At 74.8% G+C, this 25,927-nt stretch carries 27 protein-coding genes and 2 pseudogenes; 14 read left to right on the plus strand and 15 right to left on the minus strand.

Annotated features, from left to right (window positions below; translation table 11 throughout):
• Positions 1 to 44: 44 nt before the first annotated feature.
• Positions 45 to 714 (minus strand): annotated as a pseudogene (locus tag JKP76_RS24020) (alpha/beta fold hydrolase).
• A 110-nt stretch (positions 715 to 824) separates the two neighbouring features.
• Here JKP76_RS24020 and JKP76_RS11030 point away from each other — a divergent pair.
• Positions 825 to 971, plus strand: coding sequence for a hypothetical protein (locus JKP76_RS11030; protein WP_200490862.1), 147 nt, complete (start codon positions 825 to 827; stop codon positions 969 to 971).
• Between the two features lie 7 nt (positions 972 to 978).
• Here JKP76_RS11030 and JKP76_RS11035 read toward each other — a convergent pair whose 3' ends face one another.
• Positions 979 to 1,752 carry a hemerythrin domain-containing protein gene (locus tag JKP76_RS11035; RefSeq protein ID WP_200490863.1) on the minus strand — a complete coding sequence of 258 codons (774 nt, stop codon included), beginning with the start codon at positions 1,750 to 1,752 and terminating at the stop codon, positions 979 to 981.
• 230 nt (positions 1,753 to 1,982) lie between these two features.
• Between JKP76_RS11035 and JKP76_RS11040 the strand changes: the two genes are divergently transcribed.
• The 4 genes from JKP76_RS11040 (at position 1,983) to JKP76_RS11055 (ending at position 7,428) form a co-directional block, all read left to right on the plus strand.
• Complete coding sequence (locus JKP76_RS11040; protein WP_309229806.1) at positions 1,983 to 2,783, plus strand: alpha/beta hydrolase; 801 nt, start codon at positions 1,983 to 1,985, stop codon at positions 2,781 to 2,783.
• A 2-nt stretch (positions 2,784 to 2,785) separates the two neighbouring features.
• Complete coding sequence (locus JKP76_RS11045; protein ID WP_309229805.1) at positions 2,786 to 5,044, plus strand: SpoIIE family protein phosphatase; 2,259 nt, start codon at positions 2,786 to 2,788, stop codon at positions 5,042 to 5,044.
• A 177-nt stretch (positions 5,045 to 5,221) separates the two neighbouring features.
• Positions 5,222 to 6,382 carry an acyl-CoA dehydrogenase family protein gene (locus JKP76_RS11050; RefSeq protein ID WP_200490864.1) on the plus strand — a complete coding sequence of 387 codons (1,161 nt, stop codon included), beginning with the start codon at positions 5,222 to 5,224 and terminating at the stop codon, positions 6,380 to 6,382.
• On the plus strand, positions 6,379 to 7,428 hold the full coding sequence (locus JKP76_RS11055; protein WP_200490865.1) for an acyl-CoA dehydrogenase family protein: 1,050 nt from the start codon (positions 6,379 to 6,381) through the stop codon (positions 7,426 to 7,428). Before JKP76_RS11050 ends, JKP76_RS11055 begins: the two co-directional genes overlap by 4 nt.
• Before the next feature lie 90 nt (positions 7,429 to 7,518).
• Here JKP76_RS11055 and JKP76_RS11060 read toward each other — a convergent pair whose 3' ends face one another.
• The 4 genes from JKP76_RS11060 to JKP76_RS11075 all read right to left on the minus strand — a co-directional run bounded on the left by JKP76_RS11060 (position 7,519) and on the right by JKP76_RS11075 (position 10,850).
• On the minus strand, positions 7,519 to 8,139 hold the full coding sequence (locus JKP76_RS11060) for a hypothetical protein (protein ID WP_200490866.1): 621 nt from the start codon (positions 8,137 to 8,139) through the stop codon (positions 7,519 to 7,521).
• A gap of 102 nt (positions 8,140 to 8,241) precedes the next feature.
• Positions 8,242 to 8,976, minus strand: a complete 735-nt coding sequence (locus tag JKP76_RS11065) for an acyl-CoA thioesterase domain-containing protein (RefSeq protein ID WP_200490867.1) — start codon at positions 8,974 to 8,976, stop codon at positions 8,242 to 8,244.
• A 2-nt stretch (positions 8,977 to 8,978) separates the two neighbouring features.
• Positions 8,979 to 9,716: an acyl-CoA thioesterase domain-containing protein gene (locus JKP76_RS11070; RefSeq protein ID WP_200490868.1), complete on the minus strand. Its 738-nt coding sequence runs from the start codon at positions 9,714 to 9,716 to the stop codon at positions 8,979 to 8,981.
• Between the two features lie 96 nt (positions 9,717 to 9,812).
• Entirely contained in the window at positions 9,813 to 10,850 is a 1,038-nt protein-coding gene (locus tag JKP76_RS11075; protein ID WP_309229804.1) for a glutathione S-transferase C-terminal domain-containing protein, read from the minus strand.
• Between the two features lie 244 nt (positions 10,851 to 11,094).
• Here JKP76_RS11075 and JKP76_RS11080 point away from each other — a divergent pair.
• A pseudogene (locus JKP76_RS11080) lies at positions 11,095 to 12,020 on the plus strand (class I adenylate-forming enzyme family protein); the annotation flags it as partial.
• Between the two features lie 168 nt (positions 12,021 to 12,188).
• The gene (locus JKP76_RS24025) at positions 12,189 to 12,515 is read left to right on the plus strand and encodes a hypothetical protein (protein ID WP_242471825.1); all 327 of its coding nucleotides are present in this window, start codon (positions 12,189 to 12,191) and stop codon (positions 12,513 to 12,515) included.
• Positions 12,516 to 12,605: 90 nt separating this feature from the next.
• Here JKP76_RS24025 and JKP76_RS11085 read toward each other — a convergent pair whose 3' ends face one another.
• The gene (locus JKP76_RS11085; RefSeq protein WP_200490870.1) at positions 12,606 to 13,025 is read right to left on the minus strand and encodes a DUF1810 domain-containing protein; all 420 of its coding nucleotides are present in this window, start codon (positions 13,023 to 13,025) and stop codon (positions 12,606 to 12,608) included.
• Positions 13,026 to 13,076: 51 nt separating this feature from the next.
• Here JKP76_RS11085 and JKP76_RS11090 point away from each other — a divergent pair, with 51 nt between their 5' ends.
• Together JKP76_RS11090 and JKP76_RS11095 are read left to right on the plus strand one after the other, a co-directional pair.
• Positions 13,077 to 13,271 carry a hypothetical protein gene (locus JKP76_RS11090; RefSeq protein ID WP_200490871.1) on the plus strand — a complete coding sequence of 65 codons (195 nt, stop codon included), beginning with the start codon at positions 13,077 to 13,079 and terminating at the stop codon, positions 13,269 to 13,271.
• A 36-nt stretch (positions 13,272 to 13,307) separates the two neighbouring features.
• Positions 13,308 to 13,889: a TIGR03086 family metal-binding protein gene (locus JKP76_RS11095; protein ID WP_200490872.1), complete on the plus strand. Its 582-nt coding sequence runs from the start codon at positions 13,308 to 13,310 to the stop codon at positions 13,887 to 13,889.
• On the opposite strand, the gene JKP76_RS11100 is transcribed toward JKP76_RS11095, so the two are convergent.
• Positions 13,886 to 14,563 (minus strand): DNA alkylation repair protein, encoded by a 678-nt coding sequence (locus JKP76_RS11100; protein ID WP_200490873.1) that lies wholly within the window; start codon positions 14,561 to 14,563, stop codon positions 13,886 to 13,888. The genes JKP76_RS11095 and JKP76_RS11100 overlap by 4 nt on opposite strands.
• On the minus strand, positions 14,560 to 15,321 hold the full coding sequence (locus tag JKP76_RS11105) for a hypothetical protein (RefSeq protein ID WP_309229802.1): 762 nt from the start codon (positions 15,319 to 15,321) through the stop codon (positions 14,560 to 14,562). The genes JKP76_RS11100 and JKP76_RS11105 overlap by 4 nt, the downstream gene beginning before the upstream one ends.
• A gap of 283 nt (positions 15,322 to 15,604) precedes the next feature.
• Between JKP76_RS11105 and JKP76_RS11110 the strand changes: the two genes are divergently transcribed.
• From JKP76_RS11110 to JKP76_RS11125, 4 genes are all read left to right on the plus strand, one after another.
• A complete protein-coding gene (locus JKP76_RS11110; RefSeq protein ID WP_309229801.1) occupies positions 15,605 to 17,050 on the plus strand; it encodes a DUF4407 domain-containing protein in 1,446 nt (481 codons plus the stop codon).
• A gap of 56 nt (positions 17,051 to 17,106) precedes the next feature.
• Positions 17,107 to 17,337 carry a hypothetical protein gene (locus tag JKP76_RS11115; protein WP_200490876.1) on the plus strand — a complete coding sequence of 77 codons (231 nt, stop codon included), beginning with the start codon at positions 17,107 to 17,109 and terminating at the stop codon, positions 17,335 to 17,337.
• A gap of 100 nt (positions 17,338 to 17,437) precedes the next feature.
• Entirely contained in the window at positions 17,438 to 17,908 is a 471-nt protein-coding gene (locus tag JKP76_RS11120; protein WP_200490877.1) for a hypothetical protein, read from the plus strand.
• Between the two features lie 64 nt (positions 17,909 to 17,972).
• Positions 17,973 to 18,503 (plus strand): NUDIX hydrolase family protein, encoded by a 531-nt coding sequence (locus JKP76_RS11125; protein WP_200490878.1) that lies wholly within the window; start codon positions 17,973 to 17,975, stop codon positions 18,501 to 18,503.
• Between the two features lie 60 nt (positions 18,504 to 18,563).
• Here the strand turns inward: JKP76_RS11125 and fmdA are convergent, their stop codons facing one another.
• From fmdA to JKP76_RS11155, 6 genes are all read right to left on the minus strand, one after another.
• Positions 18,564 to 19,817 (minus strand): formamidase, encoded by a 1,254-nt coding sequence (gene fmdA, locus JKP76_RS11130; RefSeq protein WP_200490879.1) that lies wholly within the window; start codon positions 19,815 to 19,817, stop codon positions 18,564 to 18,566.
• 80 nt (positions 19,818 to 19,897) lie between these two features.
• Positions 19,898 to 20,602 (minus strand): AmiS/UreI family transporter, encoded by a 705-nt coding sequence (locus JKP76_RS11135; protein WP_200490880.1) that lies wholly within the window; start codon positions 20,600 to 20,602, stop codon positions 19,898 to 19,900.
• 84 nt (positions 20,603 to 20,686) lie between these two features.
• Entirely contained in the window at positions 20,687 to 20,971 is a 285-nt protein-coding gene (locus JKP76_RS11140; protein WP_200490881.1) for an FmdB family zinc ribbon protein, read from the minus strand.
• Positions 20,972 to 21,186: 215 nt separating this feature from the next.
• On the minus strand, positions 21,187 to 21,810 hold the full coding sequence (locus JKP76_RS11145; RefSeq protein ID WP_200490882.1) for an antibiotic biosynthesis monooxygenase: 624 nt from the start codon (positions 21,808 to 21,810) through the stop codon (positions 21,187 to 21,189).
• 106 nt (positions 21,811 to 21,916) lie between these two features.
• A complete protein-coding gene (locus JKP76_RS11150) occupies positions 21,917 to 23,029 on the minus strand; it encodes a hypothetical protein (RefSeq protein WP_200490883.1) in 1,113 nt (370 codons plus the stop codon).
• Positions 23,030 to 23,070: 41 nt separating this feature from the next.
• The gene (locus JKP76_RS11155) at positions 23,071 to 24,831 is read right to left on the minus strand and encodes a bifunctional diguanylate cyclase/phosphodiesterase (RefSeq protein ID WP_200490884.1); all 1,761 of its coding nucleotides are present in this window, start codon (positions 24,829 to 24,831) and stop codon (positions 23,071 to 23,073) included.
• Between the two features lie 201 nt (positions 24,832 to 25,032).
• Between JKP76_RS11155 and JKP76_RS11160 the strand changes: the two genes are divergently transcribed.
• Positions 25,033 to 25,899 carry a hypothetical protein gene (locus tag JKP76_RS11160; protein WP_200490885.1) on the plus strand — a complete coding sequence of 289 codons (867 nt, stop codon included), beginning with the start codon at positions 25,033 to 25,035 and terminating at the stop codon, positions 25,897 to 25,899.
• Positions 25,900 to 25,927 lie beyond the last annotated feature (28 nt).

Here is a 25,927-nt window from a genome sequence, read left to right on the forward strand (position 1 = left end):
CCCAGGGGTCCTGCGGGGCGGCCGCCCATTATGCGCGCGCGGGGTCAGTCGCCCAGGTAGGCCACGAGCCGCTCGGCCAGCTCCACGGGTCGGCTCAGCGCGACCAGGTGCCCGCCCGGCACCTCGTCGACGGGCAGACCCAGCCGGTCCCGCGCGACCCGGCGCTGGAAGCCGATCGGGAAGAAGCGGTCGTCCCGGCCGGCCAGCACGCGGGTGGGGACGTCGGGCCAGTGCTCCAGCGGCCAGGGGTCCTCGAACGGGCGGCCGGTCTGCGCGAACGGCTCGGACTGCACCCTCGCGGCCACGGCGGCCGGGACGTCGTGGAAGAACGCCTCGGTCGGGTCGCCGGGATCGGCGTGACCGGTGGCCCCCCACCACTCACCGCCAAGTCTCGCCCGGGCACGGCACCATCGCGTTGAGCAGCACCAGCAGGCGGACCGGCAGGCGGTCGCACGCCAGCGGCGCGGTCAGCCCGCCCATCGACTGCGCGACGAGGACGACCGGGTCGGGCTCCTCGCCGAGCGCCGTCCGCACCGTGCCGACGACGGTGTCGGCGTAGGCGGCCAGCCCGGCGGCGGGGTCCGCGGCGGGCAGGCCGACGGCCAGCGCGCGTTGGCCCCGGCGCTCGAGCTCGGGGACCAGGAGCTGCCAGTACGAGGCGGCGCCGCCCGCTCCGGGCACCAGGACGAAAGCGGTCACGGGAGAGGAGACCACGGCCGGTGACCCAACTCATCGGTGTGCCGGGGAAGCGGCAACCTCGCGGTCACCTGCGCGACACAGTCGCTGCCTAGCGTCGGAGGCGTCCCCGAGGGAGGAGAACCCCGATGACCACCAGCACCCTCGAGCGGCCGGACGTCCGGACCGCTCCCGACGGCGCCGCGCACGACGCCACCTGGACCTGCGAGAACTGCCGCACCGAGACCCGCGCCGTCCGCAAGCGGTGCACCGACTGCGGGACGTCGCGCTACTGACCCGGCGCTAAGCGGCGGGCGGCGCACCCCGCAGGCGGACGACGGCGGCGCGGTAGCGGCGGGCGCCCGCCACCCGCCACGCCAGGCGCCGCCGCGCGGGGAGCCCGTCGAGCAGGCGGGCGCGCTCCGCGGCGCAGGAGTCCTCGAGCGCGAGGCCGAGCACGAGCCGCCGCTCGCGGCCGGTCAGCCGGCAGGAGGCGACCGCCGCGACCGCCGCCCAGCGGGCCGGGTCGAGGTGCGCCTCGAGCAGCGGGACGAGGACGCGCTCCTCCTCGGCGAGGTGCGCGTCCACCTCGTCGGCGATCCGGCGGCAGGACCGCGCCAGGGCGTCGCGAGCGGCGCAGCTGCCGGTGACCGCCCACTGGCGGGACGCGGTGGAGAGGTCGCGCACCGCGGAATCGATGCGGGCGGCCCGCACCGTCCAGGTGGCGACGGCGGCGCGCAGCCCGGGTTCCGAGCCGGCGGGGACGGCGGTCAGCAGCTCCGGCCACAGCGCCTCGCGCTCGAACCGGTGGTGGGCGAGCAGCAGCCGGGAGACCAGGTCGACGTGCGCGGTGAGGGCGCGGGTGCGCGCGGGCTCGTCCGGCGGCGCCCACGACAGCAGGTCGGCCAGCAGCCGCAGCTCGCGGCGCAGCAGCCGGTGGAGCACCCGCGGGGAGCCCGCCGCGCGGCCGCCGGGCGCGGGGAGGGCTGCGGCGTCCGGTGCGGGGAGCGCGTCGTCGGCGGGCGCGCGCGGCACCGGCAGGACGGGGGTGGCGGTACCGACGTGGGCGGCGGTCATGCGGAGGCCTCGCTGGCGGCTCGGGTCCGGACCCCGGGGGTTCCGGGGTGCGACGCGGCGAGAGTAGGACCGCCCGGGACCGCGCGCACAGGGCTTTCCGGAACCCGCCGGTCACGGCCTTCGCCGCGCCGGAGGAGGGCGTCCCTCCGTCCCCGCAGGCTGACCCGGGGTCACCGGCGGAGGCGCCGGGAGGCACAGACACGACCTCCCTCCTCCTCTAGGGTTCGGGCGTGGGGAACGTCCTGGAGCGCAACTGCGTGCGTCTCGGCGGGACACCGGACGGGCGTCCGATGGTGTTCGCGCACGGGTTCGGCTGCGACCAGGAGATGTGGCGCTTCGTCGTCCCGGAGTTCGAGGACGATCACCGCATCGTGCTGTTCGACCACGTGGGCGCGGGCAACTCCGACCTGTCGGCCTACGACCACGCGACCTACAACTCGCTGCGCGGGTACGCCGCCGACGTCGTGGCGATCTGCCGCGAGCTGGAGCTCCGCGACGTGGTCTTCGTGGGGCACTCCGTGAGCGCGATGATCGGCGTGCTGGCCCTGCAGGAGGCCCCGGAGCTGTTCGGCGCGCTGGTGATGATCGGCCCGAGCCCGCGGTACGTCGACGACGGCGACTACGTGGGCGGGTTCAGCCGCACCGACATCGCCGGCCTGCTCGAGGCGCTGGACGCCAACCACCTCGGCTGGTCCCGGCAGATGGCCCCGGTGATCATGGGCGTGCCCGACCACCCGGAGATGGCCGCCGAGCTCACCAACAGCTTCTGCCGGACCGACCCCGACATCACCCGGCACTTCGCCCGCGTGACCTTCCTGTCGGACAACCGCGCCGACCTCGCGAGCGTGCACGTCCCGACGCTGGTGCTGCAGTGCAGCCAGGACGTCATCGCCCCCGAGGTGGTCGGCCGCTACGTGCACGAGCACATCCCCGGCAGCACGTTCACCCAGCTCGCCGCCACCGGCCACTGCCCGCACCTGAGCGCGCCCGAGGAGACGGCGGCCGCGATCCGGGCCTTCCTGCCGGGGTGAGCGTGTCGACGCTCAGGGGCGCCGGGGGACCGGACCCCGACGACGTGGGCCGGCTGGACCGGCTGCTGGAGGACGACCCGGCCGACCTCTACGAGAACGCGCCGATGGGATACCTCTCGACGGTGCCAGACGGGCGGATCGTCAAGGTCAACCGCACCTTCTGCGAGTGGATCGGGCGCTCGGCCGACGAGGTGCTCGGCGTCCGCTTCCAGGACCTGCTGAGCATGGGCGGGCGGGTCTACTACGAGACGCACCTGGTGCCGCTGCTGCGCATGCAGGGCGCGGTCCGGGAGATCGCGCTGGACCTGGTGCGCGTCGACGGGCAGCCGCTGTCCTGCCTGGCCAACGCCGTGGAGATCCGGGACGACGACGGCGCTCCGCTGCTCATCCGCGCGACGGTCTTCGAGGCCACCGCCCGCCGGAGGTACGAGCGCGAGCTGCTCGCCGCGCAGCAGGCCGCCGAGGAGTCCGAGCGGCGCTCGCTGACCCTGCAGATGGTGGTCTCGGACCTCGCAGCCGCGGTCTCGGTGGAGGACGTCGCCGCGGTGATCGTCGAGCGCAGCCGCGAGGCGCTGCAGGCCCGCGGGGCGGCGCTGGTGCTGGTCGAGGCCGATCCGCACGACCCCGAGGCGCTGCCCGCCCTGCGGCCGGTGCGCTCCGACGGCGTGCCGGACGACGTGCTGCGGGAGCTGCGCGAGGCCGCGGGCAGCAGGCTGGCCGTGGAGCTGGCACGGGGCGTGCGGACGATCGCGCTCACCGACCAGCTGCGGGCCGACCGGCCCGCGCTCGCAGCCGCGATGGCCGCCGCGCAGCTGTCCGATCTGGTCGTCGTGCCGGTGAGCGCCGACGGCCGCCGGCTCGGCGTGCTCGTGCTGGCCCGCGGCGACGTGGCCGGCGACCTGATCAGCCTGGTGGAGCCGGGGGAGGGCGCGGAGCTGGCGACGGCCTCGGTGAACCTGCTGTGGACCATCGGCCGCCAGGCGGGGCAGGCCCTCGAGCGGGCGCGGCTGCACGAGCAGACGGCGCGGCAGGCCGCCCGCGCGTCCTTCCTGCTGGAGGCGGCCCGCCTGCTCGCCGAGGCCGCCGACGTCGCCGAGACCGTCGAGCTGGTCGCGGGGCTGGTCGTGGACCGGCTGGCCGACCTGTGCGTCATCGACCTGGAGACCGACGAGGGGCTGACCCGCCCCGCGGTGCGGCACCGCGACCCCGGGCTCGCGCACCTGGTCGAGGAGCTGCGCAGCCGGCACCTGCCGCGCCGCTCGGCGACGCACCCCAGCGTGCGGGCGCTGCGCGGCGGCGGCACCGAGTGGATCCGCGCGGTGGACGACGACTTCCTGCGCTCGATCGCGGTCGACGAGGAGCACCTCGCGGCGATGCGGGCACTCGACATCGCCGGCGTCGTGGCCGTGCCGCTGACCGTGGAGGGGCGGCAGCTCGGCGTCCTCACCGTCGCGACCGACCGCCGCCGCGGGCCGTTCACCGTCGCCGACGTCGAGGTGGCCGAGCAGCTGGCCCTGCAGCTCGGGCTCGTCGTGGCGCGGGCACAGCGCTTCGACCTCGCCGTCCGCACCTCGCACGCGCTGCAGCGCAACCTGCTGCCGCCGGCGCCCCCGGAGCTGGAGGGGCTGTCCATCGCGGTGCGCTACCTGGCCGCCACCCGCGGGGTGGACGTCGGCGGGGACTTCTACGACGTCGTCCGGCTGCCGGGGGACGAGATCGGCCTGGCCGTCGGCGACGTCGTCGGCCACGACATCACCGCCGCCGCCACGATGGGCCAGCTGCGCAGCGTCTACCGGGCGCTGCTCGCCGACGGCCCGGCGCCGGGCGCCGTCGTCGAGCGGCTGCAGGCCGGCTGGCCGCTGCTGGGGCTGCGGCGCATGGCGACGGCGCTGTTCGCCTCCCTGGACTCCGCCACCGGCCGGCTGCGGATCGCCTCGGCCGGCCACCCGCCGCCGGTGCTGATCACCGGGGGGCGCGCGTCGTTCCTGCCCGTGCCGCCGAGCCGGATGCTGGGCGCGCCGCCGTCGATCGCCGACGAGTGGATCGGCGTGCTGCCCGAGGGCGCCACCCTGGTGCTGTTCACCGACGGCCTGGTGGAGAGCCGCTCCGCCGACATCGACGAGGGCTTCGCGGCGCTGCTGCACGCCGCGTCCTCCGCCGGCACGTCGGACCCCGGCGCGCTCTGCGACCACCTGCTGCGCGAGCTCACCGGCCCGCACCGCGCCGACGACATCGCGCTGCTGGTCCTCACCCGCGTCTGACCCGCCCCCCGCGCCGGGATCAGGTGACCTGATCGTCGCGCGTCCTCCCTCAGCGCACACCACGAGGGAGGACGCGCTACGGCGAGGGAGGACGACCACGGCCGGGCGCGCACAGGCGCGGGCTGCCCTGTACAACCGATGCAGGACGCACGTCGGACAGCTCGAGCTGGGAGTCGCATGACCAACCCGTTGACACTGGCGCCGGCCCCGCGGTCGGAGGCCGCCGAGCAGGTGCGCGGCGAGGTGCGCGACTTCCTCGCCGAGGAGCTCGCCGCCGGCACGTTCACCACGCACGTGGACACCTGGCTCTCCGGCGTCGACCCGGAGTTCTCGCGCAAGCTGGGCGCCCGCGGCTGGCTGGGCATGACCTGGCCGAAGCAGTACGGCGGCCACGAGCGGACGGCGATGGAGCGCTACGCCGTCACCGAGGAGCTGCTGGCCGCCGGCGCACCGGTCGCGGCGCACTGGATCGCCGACCGGCAGTCCGGCCCCAACCTGCTGCGCTACGGCACCGAGGCGCAGCGGCGCGAGATCCTGCCGCGCATCGCCCGCGGCGAGTGCTACTTCGTGATCGGCATGTCCGAGCCCGATTCCGGCTCCGACCTGGCCTCGATCCGCACGAAGGCGGTGCGCAACGGCGACGGCGACTGGGTGGTCAACGGCGCCAAGGTCTGGACGTCGAACGCGCATGCCTCGCACTACGGCATCGTGCTCGTGCGCACCGCCCCCGTGGACACCGCGAACCGGCACGCGGGGATGTCGCAGCTGCTCGTCGACCTGTCGCTGCCGGGCATCACGGTCAACCCGATCCGCATCCTCGACGGCGGCCACCACTTCAACGAGGTGGTCTTCGAGGACGTCGTCGTCCCCGGCGACATGCTGCTCGGCACCGAGGGCGACGGCTGGCACCAGGTGACCGCGGAGCTGGCGTTCGAGCGGTCCGGCCCGGAGCGGTTCCTGTCGACCTATCCCCTCGTCGCCGAGTTCGGACGTCGCGTCGTCGACTCGGGGGACCCGGCCGCGCTGGCGGCGCTGGGCCGGCTGTCGGCCCGGGTGCTGGCGCTGCGCCAGATGTCGCTGCGGATCGCGGCGGCGCTGGACCGCGGCGAGCTGCCCAACATCCCGGCCGCGCTGGTCAAGGACGTCGGGACGACGTTCGAGGCCGACGTGATCGACGAGGTCCGGCGGGTGGTCGACGTGCTGCCGTCGCTGGACTCGCCCGACCCGCTGGCGCGGGCGCTGGCCGAGGCGCAGCTGCACCAGCCCGGCTTCACGCTGCGGGGCGGCACCAACGAGATCCTGCGAGGGATCGTGGCGCGTGGATTGGGCCTGCGATGAGCGATCAGGACCTGGTGGTCGAGACCGTCCAGGGGCTGCTGGGGCGGCACGAGCCGTTCGACCCGACGCCCGAGCGGCGCTGGGACGCCGGTCTCTGGACGGCGCTGGCCGGGACCGGGCTGACCGGCGTCGGGCTGCCGGAGAGCGCCGGCGGCTCGGGCGGTGAGCTGGCCGACGCGGTGGCGGTGGTCCGCACGCTGGCGGCCGGCGCGGGCGCGGTGCCGGTGGCCGAGCAGCTGCTGGTGGCCGGCCCCGCGGTCATCGCGGCCGGCCTGCCGCTGCCGCCGGTCGACGAGCCGCTCACCTTCGGGCACGCCGAGAACGTGGCGGCCACCCCGGCCGGCGACGCGTGGTCGCTCACCGGCACGGTCGCCGACGTCCCGTGGGGTGCGACGGCCGCGCACCTGGCGCTGCTGGCCACCGGCCCGGACGGCGCCGTCCTGGCGCTGCTGCCGACGGCGGGGCTGGCGGCGTCGGCCGCGGTCAACCTGGCCGGCGAGCCGCGCAGCACATTCACGCTGGACGGCGTCCCGGCCGTGGCGGCACCGCTGAACGCCGCGCAGGTGCGCGAGCTGCGGGCCGGCTACGCGCTGGCCCGGGCGGTGCAGCTGACCGCGGCGCTGGAGCAGGTGCTGGCGTGGACCGTGCAGTACGCGGGGGAGCGGCAGCAGTTCGGCCGCTCGCTGGCCAAGTTCCAGGCGATCCAGATGGAGCTGGCCGAGATGGCCGGCGAGGTGACGGCGGTGACCGCGCTGACCGACGCCGCCGTGCAGTCCCTGCACCACGGCGAGGGCGACTTCTGGCTGGCGGCCGCGGCGGCCAAGGTGCGCGCGGGTGCGGCGGTCGAGGTCGTCGCGCGGCTGGCCCACCAGGTGCACGGCGCGATCGGCTTCACCCAGGAGCACCGGCTGCACCACCTGACCAAGCGGCTGTGGTCGTGGCGCGACGAGGCCGGCAGCGAGCTGCTCTGGTCGAAGGTGCTGGCCCAGGGTCTGCTGGCCGAGGGCCCCGACGGCCTCTGGCCCGCCCTCACCCGGGTGGTCTGACCGCGGCAGCCTCCCTGTTGATCATCGTCGAACGGTCGGCCCTCCCGGCGTGGCGGGCAGCCGGATGACGATGATCAACGGGGGCGGGGGTCAGACGGTCTCGGGCACCCGCAGGTGGGCGAGGACGAGGTCGAAGGTGGCCTCGTCGGTGACCTCGCCGGCGTGCTGCCGGCCCAGCTCCGCCAGCAACGGCGCGAGCCGGGCCGTGGCCTGCTCCAGGGCGTCGTCGTCGGTGAAGGTGACCGCGGTGACGCTGCGACCCTCCACGGGGTCGGCCAGGACGCTGACGCTGCAGAACCCCGGCAGCTGGGTCAGCCGCGGCACGATGCTCTCGCCGTAGGCGTCCAGCAGCGGGTCGAGCCGGTCCGGGTCGGTGCGGCACCAGGTCAGGCGGGCGCGGGCGCCGTCGGGTGCGCTGCGCTCGCGGTGCATCAGCGCGATCTGCCACTCCTGGAGCGCCTGCGGGCTCTGCAGGACGTCGGCGGTGCGGGCGCGGATGCCGCGCATCTCCGAGGCGCTGCGCTGCAGGGCCGCGTGGTCCTCGAACGAGCTGGTGATGATGACCCGGCCCGAGCCGCGGTCGGCGAGCATCGAGAGGCCGACGAAGCCGTCCATGCCCATGAGTGCGGGCATCGCGCGGTCCCGCAGGTAGGCGAGCGCGTCGTCGATCCGGTGCGGATCACCGTGGAAGGTCGTGGAGCGTGCGTACATGCCGGTTCCCCCTGGTCCACCGGCGGGAGCGCGGTCGGTCTCCCGCCGTCGGGGCCCACTGTGACGCAGCCCACCCCGCGGGGGCCAGTCGGGCCGGCGCGGTCAGCCCGCCCGGACGTTGGCGACGGCGACCGCCATGCTGAACCCGATCGGGCCTTCCACGTCGTGCATCGTGCAGTGCCCGACCGCGACGCCGTCGTCGCTGGCGTGGCCGCCGGACTCCAGCCCGATCGAGGTGCCGACCGGATCGCGGCTGAGCGTGAGGGTGTAGTCGGCGTTGATGAACTCGATGTCGGCCTCGCCGCGGTGCGCCAGCGGGCTGGCCATGTCGGCGGCCAGCGCCACGCGCACGAACGGGGAGAGCACCTCGCCGTCCACCAGCGGGCTCTTCTCGGTGACCCACATGCGGCGGCGGGTGGGGTCGTCACCGAACTCGGCGACCGAGCGCGGCATCGTCGCGGGATCGGGCGCGGTCCACGGCGGCGTGCGGGTCGGCACGGGGCTGGGCGGCTGCTCGCCGCGGCGCAGCTGGACGGCGCCGGCCCGGGCGACGACGCCGATGCTCGTGTGCACCCGCGCCTCGGTGACCTGGATGCGCCGACCCTGCCGGACGACCTCGGTCGTCACCTGCACCGGCTCGAACGGGGCGTTGCGGAACAGGTCGACGGTGAGCCGGCTGAACTGGAACTCCGGGGCCCCGTGCTCGGTCTGGAGCGCGCGGGCGAGCAGCCCGCCGAGCAGCCGGCCGTGGATCATGTCCGGCACCCACCAGCTGCGCGCGCTCTCGTGCGGCACGAGCCCCTCGGCGGCGGGCGTGAAGTAGGCGGGGCGCCCCACCGTCAGACGGTCCGGACGTTGGCGACGGCGGTGGTCATGCTGAAGCCGATCGGCCCCTTCTCGTCGTGCACGGTGGCGTGCCCGACGGCGATGCCGTCCTGGCTGACGTGGCCGCCGGCCTGCAGCCCGACGTACTCACCGACCGGGTCGCGGCTGAGGGTGAGCGTGTAGTCGGCGTTGATGAACTCGAGCTCGGTCTCGCCGCGGTGCGCGACCGGGCTGCCCTCGTCGGCTGCGAGCGCGACGCGCACGAACGGGGAGAGCTCCTCGCCGGCCACCAGGGGGCGGTCGGCGCGGATCCACATGCCGCGACGGGAGAAGTCGCCGTCCGGGACGACGTCGTTGTAGGCGTCGGGCAGGCCCGCCGGGCTCGGCGTGTCCCAGACCGGCGTGCGGGTCGGGACGGGGCTGGGCGGCTGCTCGCCGCGGCGCAGCTGCACGCCGCTGGCGCGGGCGACCACGCCCTTGCTCGTGTGCACCTTCGCCTCGGTCACGCGGATGCGGCGGCCCTCGCGGATGACCTCGGTGGTGATCTCGATCGGCTCGAACGGGGCGTTGCGGAACAGGTCGACGGTGAGCCGGCTGAACTGGAACTCCGGGGCGCCGTGCGCGGTCTCGAGGGCGCGGGCGAGCAGGCCACCGAGCAGCGGGCCGCTCAGCATGCCGGGGGTCCACCAGCTGCGGGCATCCTCGTGCGGGACGAACCGGTCAGCGGACAGCGTGAAGAAAGCGGGCCGCACGAGCGGGCTCCTCTGGTTGTGCGAGGACCGGGTCGGGCCCTTCGGGAGACGGGGGAGGTGCCTCCAGGGTATCGCCGCGCCCGCGCCGCCTCCGGATCAGCGGTGGGGGATGCCCCCGGGACCGTGGTCGGCGGGCACGCGCTCGCCCTCCGGCGTCGGCCCGGGCGGCGTGCCGTCGCCGAACGGGGAGCCGCCGAGTTCCTCGCGGCCGTGCGGCGTCAGCCAGACCGAGGTGTCCGGGCCGGCCGGGATGATCTGCGTCGGGTTGATGTCGGCGTGGACGACGTAGTAGTGCTCCTTGATCTGCGGGAAGTCCGTCGTGTCGCCGAACCCGGGGGTCTGGAACAGGTCGCGGGCGTAGCCCCACAGCGCGCGGAACTCGGTCAGCTTCTGCCGGTTGCACTTGAAGTGGCCGTGGTAGACGGCGTCGAAGCGGGCCAGGGTGGTGAACAGCCGGACGTCGGCCTCGGTGATGGTGTCGCCCATCAGGAAGCGGCGGTCGGTGAGCCGCTCCTCCAGCCAGTCCAGCGCGGTGAACAGCCGCTCGTAGGACTTGTCGTAGGCGCGCTGGGAGCCGGAGAAGCCGCAGCGGTACACCCCGTTGTTGACCTCGGTGTAGATCCGCTGCATCACCTCGTCCATCTCGTCGCGCAGGTGCTCCGGGTAGAGGTCGGGGGCGCCGTCGCGGTGGAACTGCGTCCACTCGGTGGAGAAGTCGAGGGTGATCTGCGGGAAGTTGTTGGTGACGACGGCTTTGGTCGGGATGTCGACGACGGCCGGCACCGTGATGCCCTTCGGGTACTCGGGGTCGCGGGCGAAGTACGCCTCCTGCAGCCGCTCGTAACCGAGCACCGGGTCGCGGCCACCAGGGTCCAGGTCGAAGGTCCAGCTGCGCTCGTCGTGCATGGGCCCGGCCAGGCCCATCGAGATCGCCTGCTCCAGGCCGAGCAGCCGGCGCACGATGATCGTGCGGTTGGCCCAGGGGCAGGCCCGCGCGGCGATCAGCCGGTAGCGGCCGGCCTCGACCGGCCAGCCGTCCCGCCCGTCGGCGGTGATGCGGTCCTCGATGTACTTCGTGTCCCGCTGGTAGTCGGCCTCGACGTACCCCGAACCGCTCCTGCTCGCGTCGCTCACCCCGCCAGCCTGCCCGGTCGCGCCGCCGCGTACACCCCGAGGGGCCGACATCACCCAGCGGCGAGCTCGAGCGGCCCCGGCAGTACCGGGACCGGGCATCCGGCGCAGAATGCCGGGAGCGGGCACCGAGCGGGTGCCGGGACTGGGGGAGCACGTGGTCGACGGACCGTTCGACACCAGCGGCATCGAGGTCGGCGAGGACGGGATCCGCCGCTACACCGGGCTGGAGCGGACCGTCGTCGACATGCTGCGGACGACGGTCGGCCGCTATCCGGAGCGGACGGCGGTCGTCGAGCTGGGCGGCCCGTCGATCACCTTCGGCGAGCTGTGGGACCGCGCGCTGCGGGTCGCCGGTGGCCTGCGCGACGCCGGGGTGCGTCCCGGCGACCGGGTGGCGATCCGGCTGGGCAACGGGCTGGACTGGGCGCTGGCCTTCTGGGGCGGGCACCTGGCCGGGGCGGTCGTCGTCCCGATGAACACCCGGCTGGCCGAGCCGGAGGTCGAGTACATCCTCGGCGACTGCGGCGCGTCCTTCGTCGTCCTGCCGGGGGAGCCGCTGCCCGACGGCGAGCCGGGTGAGGTGCCGCGGCGCGAGCACGGCGACGTCGCCGCGCTGTTCTACACGTCGGGCACCACCGGCCGCCCCAAGGGCGCGATGCTCACCCACGAGAACTTCCTGTCGACGGTGGAGAGCGTCATCCGCTGCCGGCGGCTGGACCGCGGGCCGGAGCACGTCGGGCTGATCTCGGTGCCGCTGTTCCACGTCACCGGCTGCTGCTCGCAGTTCATGTCGCAGATGGGCCTGGGCGGGCAGTCGGTCGTCATGCCGCAGTTCCAGCCCGCGGCGTTCCTGGCCGCGATCCAGGAGCACCGGGTCACGCTGGTCACCGCGGTGCCGACGATCTTCGAGCTGGCGCTGCGGCACCCCGACTTCGCGACCACCGACGTCTCGTCGATCCGGACGCTCAGCTACGGCGGGGCGCCGATCGCCCCGGAGCTGGTCCACCGACTGCTCGACGCCTTCCCGAACGCCCGCCAGTGGGCAACGGGTTCGGGCTGTCGGAGACGTCGGCGATCGCCACCTTCCTGCCGCACGAGTACGCGGTGGACCACGCCGAGTCGGTCGGCTTCCCGACGCCGGTGAACGAGGTGCGCCTCGACGCGCCCGACCCGGTGTCCGGGGTGGGGGAGCTGCTGGTGCGCGGCCCGAACGTGGTCGCCGGCTACTGGAACGACCCGGCCCGGACGGCGGAGACCTTCGTCGACGGCTGGCTGCACACCGGCGACATCGCCGCGATCACCGACGGCATGGTGCGGATCGTCGACCGCGCCAAGGACATGATCAACCGCGGTGGCGAGAACGTGTACTCCGTCGAGGTGGAGAACGCGCTCACCGCGCACCCCGACGTCCTCGAGGTCGCCGTCGTCGGCGTCCCCGACCCCGTGATGGGGGAGAAGGTGGGCGCGGTCGTGCTGCCCCGCCCCGGCGCGCCGGAGGACTTCGTGCCCTCGCTGATCGCCTTCGCCCGCGAGCGGCTGGCCGACTACAAGGTGCCGCAGTTCGTCCGCGTGCTCGACGACGCGCTGCCGCGGAACGCCGGCGGCAAGGTGCTGAAGACGACGCTGCGCGGCACCGAGGGGTGGGTCGCCGTCCCGCGCCGCTGACCCGCCTCGCCGAGTGCGGAGTTGGTGTCGCCGACACGCGCGGACACGCCGCGGCCGACGGCGACAACTCGACAGTCGGCGCCCGCGGCGTCAGAGCCGGCTGGTGGTCGCGTCGTCCTCGGCGCCGGCGAAGTACCGGTCGAGGACGGCGCGGAACAGCGGCTCGGCCGGGTCGGCGTGCGCGAACAGCGTCATCGACGAGCGCAGCTTCTGCGCGTCGATCGAGCCGAGGACGGCGACGGGGTCGCTCGCGTCGAGTTCGGCCAGCGCCCGTGTGCACTCGAGCAGCCGCGGGCCGAGCACCGGGTGCGCCAAGTAGGCGCGCGCCTCGTCGAGGCCGGAGATCGCGAAGTGCTGCGCGGTGGCGCTGCGGCCCAGGCCCGCGATCTGCGGGAAGACGAACCACATCCAGTGGCTGCGCTTGGCCCCGGCGCGCAGCTCGGCGAGCGCGGTGTCGTAGCTGCCGCGCTGCGCGTCGACGAACCGCTGCAGGTCGAAGGCGTCGCTCATGCGCGGAACGCTGCCACGCACCGGCGGATCCGGCCGGGCAGACTCGGGGCCATGACCTGCGACGCCGAGCACTGCACCCGCCCCGCCACCCAGGTCGGGACCGTCGAGCTCGCGATCGAGCCGATCGAGCTGCGGCTGTGCGACGAGCACGTGGCCGCGCTGCAGGCCGGCAAGGTGCGCGGGCTGAGCCAGGCGACCGGCTGGCGCAACGACGGCGCGCGCCCCCAGGTGCAGTTCGACGACTGACCGATGAGTGCGCGGCGGCCGGTCGGTCCTCACCGCATGGAGACCTTCGACCTCGCGCCCGCCGCCGCGGAGCTCCGCCGGATCGCCGCGGGTGTGGACGACGATCAGCTGGCCGACCCCACCCCGTGCGGCCCGACGCCGGTGGCCGGGCTGCTGGACCACCTCGTCGGGCTGACGCTGGCCTTCCGGATGGCCGCCGAGAAGACGGTGCCGGACGGCGGGCCGCACGCCGATGCCACGAAGTTGGCCGCGGACTGGCGGACCCGGTTGCCCGCCCAGCTCGACGACCTGGTCGACGCCTGGCGCAAGCCCGACGCGTGGGAGGGCATGGCGATCGCCGGCGGCGTGCAGATGCCCGGCGCCGTCATGGCCGTCGTCGCGCTCGACGAGCTCGTGGTGCACGGCTGGGACCTCGCCGTCGCCACCGGGCAGGGGTACCGCCCCGACGAGGAGTCGGCGCGGCGCTGCCTGGAGTTCGCCGCCTCGTTCGGTGACGACCCGGAGGCCCGCGCCGGGCTGTACGGCCCCGTCGTCCCGGTGCCGGCGCAGGCGCCGCTCCTGGACCGGCTGCTCGGGCAGACCGGCCGCGACCCGGGCTGGCGGCCGAGGAGCAGCTAGCCCTCCTGCCGGCGCACCATCTCGGCGATCCAGGTGGGCGCGTACGGGGAGGTGCAGCCCGGGGAGGTCGGGTAGTCCTCGAGCACGCGCAGCCGCTCGCCGATACCGATCGCGCGCTCGCGCAGCGCGGGGTGGGAGATTCCGATCTGCGCCAGGCATTCGTTCATCGCCCACTGCAGCCGGTCGGGAGCCTGCGCCATCTGCTCCTCGATCTCGTCGAGGAGGCCGGGCAGGTCGAGGCCCTCGGGCCGCTTGACCACGCGCTCGGTGGTCAGCGCCCAGCCCGCGCTCGCCACCACCGGATCGGCGTCGGCGAACCAGGCGACGCGCAGCTCCTCGGCGTGCGGGCTCTTCTTCACCACGTTGCTGACCAGCCAGTCGTGCACCTTCGGCACGCGCGCCGCGCGCAGCATGTCGTCGAGCTCGTCGCGGCCGAACTCCTTCGGCCGGCAGACCAGCAGCGCCAGCAGGCGGGCGGCGGTGTCGCCGGTCGCCCACAGCTCCCGGGCGAGGTCGTGCTGGGTCTTCAGGCGCTTCGCCACCGCGCGCAGCGTGGTGAGGTTCACCCCGTGGTCGTCGCCGTGCCGCTCGTTGACCGCGCGGATCCGCGGGTCCTCCAGCGCGGCCAGCTCGGCCATCAGCTCGGGCACGGTCGTGCCGGTGCTCGTGGTCATCGCGGACTCCCCGTCTCGTCGGCCTCGTGCGCGGGGCGCGAACCCTCGGCCGCGGCGTGCGCGAACCGGAGCGTGGTGGTCAGCCACAGCAGCACGTCGTGCTGCCGCAGCCGGGTGAGCGCCACGCCCGCGCGGCGGACGGCGTCCTCCAGCTCGGCGAAGCCGTCGGCGGCCTGCCGCAGCTCGCGGTGGACCACCGCCGCGACCCCGCTGTCGCCCTCGCGGACGTGCGGGAGCAGCGGCCACCGCGTGGCGTCGTGCAGCAGCGGGATCAGCGCGGGGTACCGGTGGTGCAGCGCGGCGGTCACGTGCGGCGCGCTCAGCCCGCGCCCGGCGCACACCACGCGCAGCCGCCGCAGCAGCGCCCCCACGGTGCCGGGCTCGGCGAGGACGGAGAACTCGTCGTCGGGCAGCTCCCAGAACGCCCGCCCCGCGGCCCGGGCGACGACGTCGTCGGCCAGCGCCTGCACGTCGGGGAGCGCGGCGGCCATCGCCGTCCACGCCTTCCGGTCCAGCCGGCCGTGCAGCCCCTCCGCGGTGAGGATGTCGGCCTCGCCGAGCGGGCCGTCGGGGACCGGCCGGCGGTCGAACCGCTCGTAGCCGAACGCCGGCACCTGCGCCCAGCGGCCGGTCCGGTCGTTCGGCGCGCGGTAGTGCAGCGGTCGCCGGGCGCGGGCGTAGCCGAGGACCGCGGCGAGCGCGGCGTCGCCGGGGATGGGCGCCGGCCCGGCGCTGGGCAGGTGCAGGGGTGGAACCACGGATCCCTCCTCCGTCCGCGCCAGCATCCTCCCCCCGACTCTCGACAACGAGATCGCCGGGGTCGGTCGTTCTCCACCCCGGGAACGCGCGAGATCGCCGATGTCGGTCGTTCTCCACCCCCGGAACGCGCGAGATCGGCGATCTCGCCGCAGGGGGTGGGGCGGCTGGGACGTGGTTCACGGTCCGGACCGGCCGGTTCGGTCCGGTCGGTCCTCCGGCCCGCCGATACCTCACCGGGTGGCGGAGCTCCTCGATCCCGCCGCCCAGGGGGGCAGGTGCGCTGTGGCGCGACGACGTGAACGGATCGGCGACGGGCTGGCGGTGCTGTCCGGCGCCCGGGCCGACGTGCTGGAAGCGGTGCCGGGCGCCCGCGCGAAGTTCGTGGCGCTCGGCGGTGTGCTGCTCTCGACCGGCGGCCTGGCGGTGCTCTCGATGGCGTTCGCCGTCTCCATGGCGCTCGGCGTCTGGTGGCCGCTCGCGGCGCTGGTCGGCCTCGGCTGGGGCTTCGTCATCGTCAACCTCGACCGGATGCTGCTGGTCGGGATGGCGCACGACCCCTCGATGCGGCGCAACCTGCTCATGGCGGTGCCCCGCGTCGGGCTGGCGCTGGTGCTCGGCATCGTGATCTCCACGCCGCTGACGCTGCAGATCTTCCACAAGGAGATCGACACCCAGGTCGTCGCGCTGCAGGCCGAGGCCTCCGACGCCTACAAGCGGAGCCTGGACGACGACGCCCGCTTCGCCGGGCTGCCCGCGCTGCGCGAGAAGTTCGTCGCCGAGCAGGCCGTCGTCGCCAGCGGCGGGACCGCGGACGCCGACCTGGCGCCGCTGCAGGCCGAGGTCGTCGCCGCACAGGCCGCCTACGACGCGGCGCTCACCGCCCAGCGCGAGCTGTCGGCGCGGGCGCAGTGCGAGCTCGATGGCACCTGCGGCACCGGCGACGCCGGCACCGGAGAGGCCTACGCCCAGGCGCGGCGGGCCGCCGACGGGCAGCGCGACGTCGTCGCCGCGGCCAAGAGCGACCTGGACGCCGCCGTCGCCGCCGTGTCGGCCGGCGCCGCGCGGAGCATGACCCAGGCGGCCGCCGACCTGGAGACCGACCGCGCGGAGCTCGCCCGGCTCACCGAGCAGCAGACCGCGCTGCAGGCGGCCTTCGACGCCACCAACGCCGACAACACCGGCATCCTCATCCGGCTGCAGGCGCTCTCCGCGCTGAGCGACTCGAACACCACGATGGCGATCGCCCACTACATGCTGGCGCTGCTGTTCATCTCGGTCGAGCTGCTGCCGGTGCTGATGAAGATGCTGCTCAACGTCGGGCCGCGCAGCACCTACGACCGGCTCTCCGACCTGCGCGACGACGGCGACCTCGAGATCGAGCAGCTGCAGCAGAGCGCGCGGGTGGAGGTCGAGCAGGCCGTGCAGGAGCTGCTCGTGCTCGCCGAGAAGGAGCGCGTCGACCGGCAGAAGGAGCAGGTGCTGGCCCGCCGCCGGGCGCGCATCGCGGCCGCGGTCGCGCAGCGGGAGGCGGCCGAGCAGGTGCCCGAGCCGCGGACCGAGGCCGCGCCGGAGGACGCCGGACGCCGCACCTGGGACACCGGCCCCATCCTCGGGCTGGCCCGCACGGCCGCCTCGCGGACGGTGCGCACGATGCGCCGCCGTCCCGACGTCCGCCCGGAGGCCGGCTCCGGCACCCTTCCCGAGCCCCGGGAGCCCGAGCGCGTCTGACGGACCGTGCGCGAACCGCTACCCGGACGGCGCGATGATCACGAGGTTCGCCGGGCATGGAGATCGAGCCGATCATGAACAGGCGCATCTCGATCCCTCCCCAGCGCATCGGCGCCACCGCCGAGCTGGCCGAGGCCCGGGCGCTGCTGCGGGAGGCCGCGCCGGCCGACCGGTGGGACGACGTGCTGGCCGAGGCGCGTCGGCTGCAGGCGCACGAGTGGCTGGCGCCGCTGGCGGCGCTGCAGGCCGTGCACGCCAAGCTCGCCGCGGGATGGCTGCCCCGCTGAGGCTGCCGATCTGCTGTGCATCCCGCGGGGTTGCTCGCGGAACGGGGTCGGCCCGTGACAGGGTGCTTCTCCCAGCACCGACGACGTGAGGCCTGCACCGATGAGCACCGACGATGACCAGCCGACCGCCGTCCCGCCGACCGCCGTCCCGCCGACCGCCGTCCCGCCGACCTCGCCCTCCCCGGCGGCTGCTCCCGTCGCCACGCAGCCGGTGCCCGGTGACCCCGGCGCGCCCTACTTCACCGGGGCCGCGGGGCCGGTCGACGAGCCCGAGCCCGGCTGGTTCGACCGCAACGCCACGCTGGTCATCAGCGTCTCGGTGGCGATCATCGCCGTCGCTGCGGCGCTGGTCTCGCTGTTCTTCTACCGCGAGTCGGTCGCCGACGGGAACGCCGACACCGAGTCCGCGGTGCGCGACTTCATCGACGACAAGGGCGGCGAGGTCGAGAGCGTGCAGTGCGACGGCGACTCGTGCTCGGCCATCGTGGACGGCGCCGCGTACACCGTCCTGGTGCACGAGGACGAGGACGGCGAGCAGACGTTCGGCGTCGCCACCTACTCCGGAGACTGATCTCGCAGGACGCGCCGTCGACCCGTGCGCGGTGCGACGGCGCGCCGTCGGCTAGACAGGGCACATGACTGAGGTGACGAACCCGGACGCGGGCTGGCTCTCCCGCGAGGACATGGACCTCGCCCGCGAGCGGCTGCCGATCCTCTACGTCGACGTGGTGCCGGTGCGCGTGGACGGCCAGGGCACCGTCATCGCCGTCGGCCTCCTGCTGCGCGCCGGTGAGGACGGGCAGATCAAGCGGGCGCTGGTCTCGGGGCGCGTGCTGTACCACGAGCGGGTCCGCGCGGCCCTGCTCCGGCACGTGGAGAAGGACCTCGGGCCGCTCGCGCTGCCGCGGGTGCCCCCGGCGCCGCAGCCGTTCACCGTGGCCGAGTACTTCCCGACCCCGGGTGTCACGCCGTTCCACGACCCGCGGCAGCACGCGGTGTCGCTCGCCTACGTGGTGCCGGTCGAGGGCGACTGCGCGCCCCAGCAGGACGCCCTCGAGCTGACCTGGTTCACCCCCGACGAGGCGCGCGACCCGGGCGTGCTCGCCGAGCTGATGAACGGGCAGAGCACCCTGCTGCTGACGGCGCTGGCGCACCTGGGCGTCTGAGGGGCCGGCGTCTGAGCAGGGTCGCAGGGCCCCGGTCGCCGCCGGGGCCCCGCGCCGGTCTCAGAAGCTGGACCGGGGAACGCCCTGGCCCGGATCGATGCGGGTCGGCCCGGACGCCGACGGCTCGACGTCGAAGTCGAAGATCCCGGTCGGGACGTACACCGTCGAGCAGGAGTTCGGGATGTCGACGACGCCGGACAGCCGGCCCTCGATCGGCGCCGCCCCCAGGATCATGTACGCCTGCTCCGGGGTGTAGCCGAACGTCGTCAGGTAGTCGATCGCGTGCAGGCAGGCCCGCTGGTAGGACAGGTGCGAGTCCAGGTAGCGCTGCTCGCCGTCGAGGGTGACCGACGTGCCGGAGAACGCCAGCCAGCGCTCGTAGCGGGGGTCGACGTTGCCGGGGATGAAGATCGCGTTCTCGCTCACCCCGTAGGTCTGCATGCCGCCCTTGATCAGGTCGACGTGCAGGTCGATGAAGCCGCCCATCTCGATGGCGCCGCAGAAGGTGATCTCGCCGTCGCCCTGGCTGAAGTGCAGGTCGCCCATGGAGAGCTTCGCGCCGTCGACGAACACGGGGTAGAAGACCCGGCTGCCCTTGGTGAAGTTCTTGATGTCCTGGTTGCCGCCGTTCTCCCGGGGCGGTGCGGTGCGTGCGGCCTCGGCTGCGGCCCGCTCGAGGTCGGCGCCCTGCAGCGAGCCGAGGACGGCGTCCTGGGGGAGCGGGGGCAGCGCCAGCGGCGGCACGCGGTCGGGATCGGTGTCGATGAGCGCCTGCTCGCGGCGGTTCCACGTGGCGAGCAGGTCGGCCGACGGCGCGGTGCCCATGAGCCCGGGGTGCACGATGCCGGTGAACGAGACGCCCGGGACGTGCCGGGAGGTGGCCTTCTGGCCGGTGAAGTCCCAGATCACCTTGTACGCGTCGGGGAACTGCTCGGTGAGGAAGCCGCCGCCGTTCTGCGTGGCGAAGATGCCCGTGTAGCCCCAGCCCTGGCCGGCCAGCGGCCCGGAGTCCTCCTGGGGGATGGGGCCGACGTCGACGATGTCGACGATCAGCAGGTCGCCGGGCTGCGCGCCCTCGACGTGGAACGGGCCGCTCAGGCAGTGCACGGTCGACAGCGGGGCGTCCCGGATGTCGTCGGCGGAGTCGTCGTTGTGGATGGCGCCGTCGAACCACTCCCGGCAGTCGACCCGGAAGACGTCACCGGGCTTCACGGTCACGTTGGCCGGAATGTCCGGGTGCCACCGGTTGTGGCCGACGTACTGCTGGTCGGTGAACTTCTTCGACGAGTCGAGCGGGAACACGTTCTTCGGCACGGTCTACCTCCGGGGCTGGGGAGCGGCACCGCTGCGGTGCAGCGCTGTGGCGACGGCGTCCTGCGGGCTGCGGACGGCGATCACCTCCTCCCGTCGGTGGTGGTCGTGCCCGGTCGTGCGGCCGGGACGTCGGCGCGGTGGGCCGGCGCGGCGGTGCCCTCGCGCAGTTCCGGGGCGGGTGCGGTCGCGGCGGCCGCTCCTCGATCGCGCATCCGGGGGGCCAGCGTCAGCGAGGCGGTGCAGAGGACGGCGAGGCCGACCGCCCACGCGGTGATGTGGTCGGACCACACGTCGGTCAGCAGCAGGAACGCGGGGACCGCCGCGGTGACCACCCCGGCGACGACGGCGACGAAGCCGGTGAAGCGGGTCCACTCCTCGCGCTTGAGGCCGAGCACGACCCAGAACAGCGCCCACAGCACCGCCCAGTACAGCCAGATGACCCCGAACGCGGCGTCGTCGAGGCGGCCGAAGTTGAGCCCGGCGTAGACGACGGCGCAGCAGGCGACGAACGCCGAGAACCAGCCCAGGCCGGTGCCGTCCAGGTCGGCGAGCAGGTTGAAGCCGACGTAGAGGTAGGTGAAGCCGAACAGGTAGAGGCCGGAGGCGGCCAGGATGGTGTTCTGGTCCCCGTCGGCGGTGACGATCAGGTAGGTCGGGGTGATCACCTGGAGGCCGCCGACGAAGAAGTTCAGGGGCGCTGCGGCCCGGGCGTCGACCAGCCCCAGCAGCATGAGCCCGTTGAGGATGAGCACGGCTCCGACGTACAGAAGTCCCACGCTGGCCATGGGGGCGTCCCTTCGTTCGGTGTGCGGCCCGGCGGTTCCCCGTGGATCGGCGGAGCCCGGTGGCGGTGGCCCCGCCGAGGGGGGTCAGGGTCGCGGCAGGCGGCTCCAGGCCGGGTTGCTGGGCACCCGGGAGCGCGCGGCCGGGCGCGGGCCGGGGGAGTCGACGACGTCGGGGACGTGCGCCGTGCGCTCCGTCCGGTCGATGAGGGCGCGGCGCACGGGGTCGCCGAGGGAGAGCCGCGGCGCGGTGAAGACCCGCGTCGCCGGGCCACCGCAGGCCGGGCAGGGGGTGGTGGGCTGCGCGGTGCCGATGGGCAGCGCGCGCTCCGTGGTGCCGTGGTCCTCGCAGCGGTACTCGTAGACAGCCATGGCGTCCCGTCCGGCCGGCCCCCGTTGCCATCCGCCCGCGGCTCCCGGGCGGACGGCCACCGTGCTCCCGCGCAGGTGGGAGGGTCAAGGGGCCGGGGGACGGTGCCCGCCGGCGGGGAGAGAAAGGGTGGCGGCACGCGCGTGTCGTCACCCGCCGTCGTCCGCCGGGTCCGGTGTGCACGGGGCGGCCGGGAGGCCGGCCGCCCCCACGCTGGTCAGACCAGCTCGGGCACCCGGAGTTCGTGCACGACGACGTCGAACTCGGCCTCGTCGGTGAGCGTGACGTCCATCTGCGCGGAGAAGGCGTCGCGCAGAGCCGAGATCTGGTCGCGGGTGGCGTCCATGGCGGCGCGGTCGGTGTAGACGGTGGTGAGGGTGCCGACGCCGGTGGCGCGGTCGATGAGCAGGCTCATGCTGCAGAAGCCGGGGATGTCGTCCATCGCTGGGATGATGCGGGCGCGGAAGGCTTCCAGGGTCTCGTCGGTGCGGGTCGGCTCGATGCGGCTCCACAGCACACGGGCGCACGACTCGTCGCCGGCGGAGTGCAGGCGGAGGACGACCGCGATCTCCCACTCCTGGACGTCGGTGTCGCGGGCGCCGAACCGGTCGGCGGCCTGGGCGCGCATCTGCAGCACGCGGTCGCGGCTGGCCGTCATCGCGGCTTCGGTCTCCCAGCCGGTGGTGACGATGCAGCGCCCCGTGGTGCGGTCGACGAGCATCGACAGGCCGGTGTAGCCCTCCATCCGGCTCACCGCGGGCATGACGTTGTCGCGGACGTCGGCTACGCCCTCGTGCATGCGCTTCGGGTCGGCCATGACGGACGTGGTGCGTGCGTACATGACGCCCCCTTCCGGGGATGAGGAGCGGCGCCCCTGCGGCGTCGCCGCACCGGCCATGCTGCTCCGCTGCCGGGGGCTGTCCACGGCCGAAGGTCACCGGTCGCTGCTAGCTCGGGGCGTGGCCGTCCAGGTCGTCTGCGTCCAGCTCGCGGACGGCGGTGAGGAAGGCGGGCTCGGCGGCGTCGACCTCGACCAGCGCGAGGTCGGTGAGCTCCGGCCGCAGGCCGCGCTCGGCGTGCCCGTGGCGGATCAGGTCGCGCAGCAGGTCCGGGGCCCGGTCGAGCCCCGGCGTCTCGCGGTCGAGGTACCAGAGGTCGGGGTCGAGCAGCCGCCGCACGTTGGCCGGGCTCCAGATCAGCGGGTCGCCGCGGCCGTTGCCGCTGGCGGAGGCGAGGACGTCGTCGAGCAGGGCACGGCTGCCGGTCCACCGCGACCCGGACGGGCAGGCCAGGAACTGCTGGGCGACCTCGTCGAGCTCGTCCTCGGTCAGCTCCTGCTCGGGCACGACGCCACCGGGCGGAAGCAGGGCGATGAGCCACTCGACCAGCGCGCGTTGCTCGGTCCAGTCCTCGTAGCCACCGGTGCCGGGACCCAGGTCCAGCTCGCTGAGCGCGTCCTCGATGCGCGCCCGGGCGTCCGCGGTCGCGATGTCGCGCACCGTGGGGTCAGGACCGACCTCCTCGACGATGAGCGGGATCACGGCATCCAGAGGTTGCTCGACCAGGAAGCCGTCGGCGGCGAAGGCGCCCAGCTCGTTGTCCACGAGGACGACGGCAGTGAGCGGGCAGTCGCCGGGCGCGGTGGCGCTGACCAGCAGGTGGTCGACGTCGCCGTAGACGCTGCTGATCTCGACCGCGCGGTCTCCCGGCTCGGTGCGGTCCAGCTCGGCGAGCCAGCGGGGAAGCACCTGGCCTTCGGCGGCGATCTCCCGGCGCAACCGGCGGCGCAGCTCCCCGTCGCCGGTGAGGATGGCGATGGCCAGCAGAGCGGCCCGGGTCTCGGGCCGGCCGAAGTCATCCAGGCTGAAGACCAGTTCGGTCACGGGCGGCGCCCCCTCGCCGCGCGTGGTGCCGAGCAGCGTCCCGGCGGCGGCGAGGAACGGCCCGGGCGTGGATCTGTCGAGCGCCGCAGCCAGACCGGCCAGGAGCGCGGCCTCCGGGGTGGGCGGCCGGTGACCGGTGCTGCGGTGCTTCGGACGCCGCTTCCTGATCTTCGCCATGATCGGGAAAGGCTAGTGCGCTGGACCGACAGGTCCGGAGGTCAGCCGCGCAGGGCGGGGGTGCGCTCGGTGCGGCGCTCGAGCAGCGCGGCGAGGTCGGCCAGCGGGGCGGGCCGGCCGTAGAGGTAGCCCTGGCCGAAGCGGCACCCGGCGGCGCGCAGTTCGGCGTCCTGGGCCGGGGTCTCGACGCCCTCGGCGACGACGTCCAGGCCGAGGACGTGCGCCATGCCGACGATGCTGCGCAGCAGCGTGGCCCGCCGGGGCGAGGTGGCGACGGTCGCGATGAACGACGAGTCGAGCTTGAGGATGGCGGCGGGCAGGGTGTCCAGCCGGCTCAGCGACGAGTAGCCGGTGCCGAAGTCGTCGATGGCGATGCGCAGGCCGAGCGCGCGCAGCTGGTGCAGCGCGGCGACCGCGGCCGAGGACTCGGCCTCGACGAGGGTCTCGGTCACCTCGAGCACGGTCTCCGAGGCCGACCACCCGGTCTCGGCGAAGACGCGGCGGAGCCGGTCGCAGTAGGCCGGGTCGGAGAGCTCGCGGCCGGAGACGTTGACGCCCAGGCGCAGCTGGCGGCCGGTCTCGGCCCGCAGCGCGGCCAGCTGGGTGCAGGCGGAGCGGACGACCTGCTCGCCGAGGCGGCCCATGAGGCCGTGCTGCTCGGCGACGGCGATGAACTCCGCCGGCGAGACGGGCCCGCGCTCGGGGTGGGTCCAGCGGGCCAGCGCCTCGACGCCGACGACCTCGTCGGTGGACAGGTCGAGCATCGGCTGGAAGTGCACGGTCACGTCGCCGGCGTCGAGCGCGGCGGTGAGGTCGGCGACCAGGTCGGAGGACCGGGGGCCGGCGCCGAGCTCGACACGGCCCCGGCCGGCGGCCTTGGCGGTGTAGAGGGCGAGGTCGGAGCGGCGCATGAGCTGCGCGGCGCTCTCGCCGGGCTGGTGCTCGGCGACGCCGCAGGACATGCCTATCTCGGGGTGCATCGCGCGGATGCTGCGGACGAGCTCGAGCGCGGCCGGGCCGGGCACGCCGGGCAGCAGGAGGGCGAACTCGTCGCCGCCGTGGCGGGCGAGCACCGCCGTCGTCGGCAGGGCGCGGCCCCACACCTTGGCGACCTGGCGCAGCACGCGGTCGCCGGCGGCGTGGCCCTGGGTGTCGTTGATGGCCTTGAAGTGGTCGAGGTCGAGCAGCGCGGCCGACAGCGGCTCGCCGGTGCGGGCGACGGTGCGCATCAGCTCGTGCAGCGCCTGGTCGAAGCCGCGGCGGTTGGTGAGCCGGGTGAGCGGGTCGCGGTTGGCGCTGGACGCGCGCAGCACGAGGCCGCGGGTGACGACGCTCAGGCCGATGACCATCGCGTCGAGGGAGAGCGCGGTGGGGAGGGCGACGTCGCCCTGGGCCAGGAGGCCGCCGGTGAGGCCGATCAGCGCGAACGCGATGTGCAGGACGGCGAGCGGGAGGCTGAAGAAGAAGCAGGCGGCGATGGCGAGGAAGCTGGTCAGCGCGCCGACGGCGACCGCGGTGGGGGCGTCGGCGGCCAGGACGACCCCGGCGACGACGACGACCGTGGCCTGGGCGACGGCGAGGTGGAACGCGGGCCGCGGCCACCGGGCGCCGAAGCGGAAGACGACTGCGCCGGCGGTGAGGGCGGAGATGGCGAGGCCGGCGACCGGGGCGCGGTCGGACCAGGCGGCGCTGCTGCCGAGGACGGCCAGCAGGCTGGCGCTGCCGCCGAAGAGGTAGAGGGTGGCCAGCGCCTGCGTCATCACGCGCGGGGTCGCCACCTCGGGCACGCCGGACCACTTCATGGGAACTGCATCGTCCCACTTCTCGGCGGGCCTGAGGCGGTCTCCCCCGTCGGGGGGAGCCAGACCAGAGGGCCGGCTCACGCCGAGTGATCGTCGTCCGCGAGCTGCACCCCATCGGGCGACGGAACTCGCGTGGCGGCGGTCCGTCACCGGGCGTTCACTGATCGTCACGAAGCGAGTACGGACGGTCGAGGAGGAACGATGGCTGTGCCCACGACGCCTGCCCTCCTCCGGCTCTCGGGATCGCCTCTCGTCCGGCGCGCACTGCTGGTGTTCGGTCTCTCCAGCGGGCTCTGGCTGGTCGGCACGGCGACCTCCTCCGCCTCGGCAGACGTCCCTCCGCCCGCCGCTCCGGTGCAGGGCATCGTGGACCTGACCGGTGACCTGCTGGCTCCGGTTCCCGCCGCGGTCACACCGGTCGTCGCACCCGTCGTCGACACCGCTCTCGTGCCGGTCGCGCAGACGCCGGCGCCGGTGGGGGAGCGGCTGGTCGCGCCCGTGCTCCGGGCGGTCGAGCCGGTCACGGCGCCGGTGGTGGGCGCGCTGGCGCCGGTGCTCGACCCGGTGGTCGCCTCGTTCGCCCCCGTGCTGCAGCCGGTGATGGCGGCCGTCCCCCCGGTGCTCGCGCCTCTCGCCCCGGTGCGGCCGGTGCCCCAGGACGAGGTGCAGACCGTGCGTGCGACGGCCGGCGCACCGGCTGCCGCCGATGCGCGTGGCGGCTCGGCCGCCGGGGGCGTGCCCGCTCCGTCCGCGACGGGCGGGGAGGTGACCGAAGGGACCAGCGACGGTCACGCGGGCGTGCCGGTTCCGTCCTCGGTCAGCCGCGCGACCGTCGCCTCCGCGCCCGCTCCCGGCGGGGACCCTGTCCCGGCGCCCGCCCCCGTGCTGCCGGCCGGCGCACCCGCACCGTCGTCGTCCGCCGGGTCGTCGTCGTCGCTCGACCAGCCCGCAGGGGATCTGCCCCCGGCCGCGTTCGTCGGCGACCTCGGAGCGCTCGGCACCGCGGCCGACGGCGGACGGGACGGGGCAGCGGACCGCGCGCTCGACCCCGCCGTCCCTCCCGACTGAGGACGCCCCGGTCGGCCCTGCGCCGACC

Source organism: Blastococcus sp. TML/C7B, from assembly GCF_016612845.1.
In the GTDB taxonomy this organism is placed as follows: Bacteria; Actinomycetota; Actinomycetes; order Mycobacteriales; family Geodermatophilaceae; genus Blastococcus.